The organism is Methylacidimicrobium cyclopophantes (genome assembly GCF_902143385.2).
GTDB lineage: Bacteria > Verrucomicrobiota > Verrucomicrobiia > Methylacidiphilales > Methylacidiphilaceae > Methylacidimicrobium > Methylacidimicrobium cyclopophantes.
On sequence record NZ_CABFUZ020000254.1, the window covers coordinates 1 to 3,485 of the forward strand.

Sequence of the window (3,485 nt, forward strand, 5' to 3'; positions counted from 1 at the left end):
CTCGAACGAATCGTTTTCCTCCTCTAACGATTCCCGAAAGAGCGGCGCGGCCAAAACTGCGCCGCTTCTTTTTTTCCGAAGCCTCGCTCCTACCCGGCAAAGCCCAACGGACTTCCCGCTCCACCGGCACGAGAGCAGCGCTGACACCTTCGCCTTGCCGGAATGTCCCCGCTCTCGGCGCACTTCGGGCTACCTGAGGGCGAGATCAAGGCGACCGATCGAGAGCCTACTCGTTCCGATGCGCTTCTCTGCCACTCGTCGCGTTCGGCAGGGAACGGCGGTAGACTCTGGAGGAAAAGGATTCCCCTGGACTCGCCTTCGCCGCCGCAACTTCTCGGAGGCACTCCGTTTCCGGGAATGCTTCGTTGCCATAGATCGTGCACGGCTGTCTTGGCTTGTCCGTTTCTCCTCCTCGCCGGGTCTTGGGATCCGGGTGATCGAGTGGGAGCCTCACTAGGCAGGAGTCAGGGCTTTTTGGCCCTTCGGCGCTGACGTTCCAAGATCTCGAGCCGCTCCGAGAGGAGATCGAGCGCCGTCGCCAGTTGCGTCACGGCTCGCCAGAGACGTGCGTTCTCGGAAGGGTTCCGCTCGTCGCCTTCCCCCATCCAGGGGGGGATGGCGCGGTTGGTCCCCATGAGGTTGCGGACCGCTTCCTGCGTCCGCTCTATTTCTTCCAGCAAGAAAGTCGACTCCTCGGCCATACCCTCGTCAGGATCCGCCGATTGCGCATCTAGCCCCGGCTCGATGCGGATCCCCTTTGGGTAAGGCAGCCAAGGAACCCAGCCCCGGAGCAAGCGCAACCCCCCTCGGTTGTCACTCAATTCCTCCTCTTTCCCCGCCCGTCGTCCCATAGGAGAGTCACCCTACCTCCGGTAGGCTCCATCTGTAACCTATCCCTTCGGATAGTTCTTTTCTCACTTCCCCTCGCTCATGCTTTCGCGATGGATTACCAAACCCTTCATCTGCATGAGCAAGAGTTCTGTATCCGAACCCTCACGAGCGAGACCGAAAAGGAACTCGCCTATCGGTTCCGCTACCGGATTTTTTGCCGGGCGCTCCGCTGGATCTCCCCCTCCGCGCCGGGAATCGACCGGGATCAATACGACGATTGGGCGACTTTGCTTGGGGTCTTCGATGAATCGAGCGAACTCCGCGCCCTGGTCCACATCCTACCGCCGACGGGCCCCTTCATGCTGGAAAGCGACTTTGCGCCACTGCTCGCCCCCGAGCATTCCGTCCGCAAAGCGCCCGACACCATTGAGCTCACCCGCTTTGCGGTAGACCCTTCGGCTGCGCAAATCCCTGGACTCTCCCAGAAGCTCTCCCTCCTCCTCTACAAGGGACTCTACCATTGGTGTCAGAGGAATGTAGTTCGATATGCCTACTTGGTCGTTGAAAAGTATTTCTTTCGCGCCATCCAACTCGCCGGCTTTCCGTGCCGCCGAATCGGCCCTCTTCTTCAGCTGCCTCCGGCCAATGTCGAATCGCTTGCCGGCCTCTTCGATATGAACTTTTTCCTTACCGAGGCGCGCACGAAACGCCCACAGCTACATGCCTGGCTGAATGACGTCGACGCTCAGAGCGCGCGATGCTCCATCGCGAGCGCGACAGCATGAGAGCGGTTGGAAGCGTGCAGTTTGCCCAGGATGTTCTTCACATGAAACTTCACTGTCGCCTCGCTCACCCGCAAGATCCGGCTCACTTCCCAATTGCTCTTCCCTTCCTTCATCCAGCGCAACACTTCAAGCTCCCGGAGCGAGAGCCCATCCACCCTAGCCGGATTGGCGGGAATGCCGCTCGCCCGGATGATCGCGCCACTCAAATGGGGTACCAGGTGATGGAGGACGGTTTGGTGGCGGATTTCTTGCTCGAGCTCCTTTCCAGAAAACGAGAAAAGCGTCGCCTGGGAAGTGCCTGCTTCATAGAGACCGCAAGTCAAGCCATACTCCATGCCGAAATCCGTAGCTTCGCGGACGAATGCTCTGCTCCGCTTGCTCTGCACCTTTTGAAGCAGCGGGGACCAGGAAACGATTTGGAAGCTCGCCGCATAGCTCTGGAGAACGGGGTCGATCCGCGAGTACCCTTGACAAAAATATCGCCGCAACCATTCCTCCGGGTAATCGGGGACCGCGCTCGTAGCCAGCCTCGCTTCTTGGCTCCTCACATCGAACTGACTGGCGAACGCCAGGATACTCGCAGCGGGAACGATCTTCGCGACGCGCGCTAAAAGCCCTGGGAACTCCACAGGATCACGAAGGGATACGAGCGCATGATCCAGTGCGAGCAGTTCCCCCATTTCCCTCTTGGTGAGAAGCGAATCCAAAGTCCTTCCCGAGAGACGCACTGGAGAAACTACGCGCCGACGCAGAACGATCCCCTCCCTTACCATCCCCGAAACCCGCAACCGCAGCGTTGGGATCGTCCATCGCTCTTCCCGTTTCGTCAGAGACGCGTCGGCCGGAGTTGCGGCAAGATCGTTCGAGAAGCGAGTACCGACCGCGTTCTCTCTGCTCCCTCGTTCCGGGGAGACGCTCTTCGTTGCTTCTTTGCGAGGACCCTCTGTCGAGAAAGCGATAGAATCCGTTGCTTTCGCCATTCGTTTCACCCCAGGTTTCCGTTTTGGTTTTGGACGAAAGCCCCCCTGGTACGCAAAACGCCCCGCTTCCCGACGGGTTTGTGAGCACCCGCGATCGACCGATTCGATCGGGTGGCCGGGCTGATGGAAAAATCCTCTATCCCTCGGATCGTGTTAGTAGGCTGCCTCTTCCTTAACGAGAGCGATCGATCTCGGCAATGTCCGGCAGAGTCGACCAACCCCCGCCCGGATTCCCCTTGACCAGCAAAAAACAAGCAAGTTCGCTTCGGCCTCGTTGGTATGCAGGCTGGGACTATTGCTTCCGGCGCTTCTCGATTGGTTTGGACGCGCTCCAACAGGGTCTATGGCTCGGCTTTCTCGACAACCGACAGCTCGACGAGCTCGGACGTCTCCAGTACGCCCGCTGGGAAAAATATACCCGGGACGAATACAACCTTTCCGGGCTGCAGACGTGGGAAGTCCAAGCCCTCTTTACCCACTTCCCCGCCGGCTCGGCCATTCTCGTTGCCGCCGCCGGGGGCGGGCGCGAGCCGGTAGCCTTGGCACGCTTGGGCTTTCGGGTCGACGGCTTCGACAGCACCCCGGAGCTGGTCGAAAACTACCGCAAGCTCATGGCCCGCGAAGGCTTTCCTGGCGATGTCTATCTTGCCGAGGCCGGGAGCGTGCCCGGCGCCATCCAGAAGCGCTACGACGGCCTCCTCATCGGCTGGGGCGGTTACATGCACATCCCCGGTAGGAAGAACCGTATCGATTTCCTCCGCTCCCTGCGGCAGCATGCCGATCCGGGAGCGCCTCTCCTCCTCTCCTTTTTCTGCCGCGGCGAACGCTCGCAACGACACGACTGGATTTGCGCAATCGCACTTCGGATCCGCCGCCTGCGGCGGAGCCC

General features: G+C 60.2%; 4 protein-coding genes. 2 read left to right on the forward strand and 2 right to left on the reverse strand.

From position 1 onward, the window contains the following. Positions 1 to 464: 464 nt before the first annotated feature. Complete coding sequence (locus FN369_RS10040) at positions 465 to 821, reverse strand: hypothetical protein (protein WP_178087802.1); 357 nt, start codon at positions 819 to 821, stop codon at positions 465 to 467. A 120-nt stretch (positions 822 to 941) separates the two neighbouring features. Here FN369_RS10040 and FN369_RS10045 point away from each other — a divergent pair, with 120 nt between their 5' ends. Beyond that, entirely contained in the window at positions 942 to 1,616 is a 675-nt protein-coding gene (locus FN369_RS10045) for an acyl-homoserine-lactone synthase (RefSeq protein ID WP_142526004.1), read from the forward strand. On the opposite strand, the gene FN369_RS10050 is transcribed toward FN369_RS10045, so the two are convergent. Further along, positions 1,577 to 2,296, reverse strand: a complete 720-nt coding sequence (locus FN369_RS10050) for a helix-turn-helix transcriptional regulator (protein ID WP_178087803.1) — start codon at positions 2,294 to 2,296, stop codon at positions 1,577 to 1,579. The genes FN369_RS10045 and FN369_RS10050 overlap by 40 nt on opposite strands. Before the next feature lie 497 nt (positions 2,297 to 2,793). Between FN369_RS10050 and FN369_RS10055 the strand changes: the two genes are divergently transcribed. Beyond that, positions 2,794 to 3,485 (forward strand): class I SAM-dependent methyltransferase (locus tag FN369_RS10055; protein WP_142526006.1); only part of this gene is annotated, 692 nt, incomplete at its 3' end.

Coding starts and splice junctions, on each gene's coding strand:
- FN369_RS10045 (WP_142526004.1), top strand. CDS start 942: ATGGATTACCAAACCCTTCATCTGCATGAGCAAGAGTTCTGTATCCGA.
- FN369_RS10050 (WP_178087803.1), bottom strand. CDS start 2,296: ATGGGGGAACTGCTCGCACTGGATCATGCGCTCGTATCCCTTCGTGAT.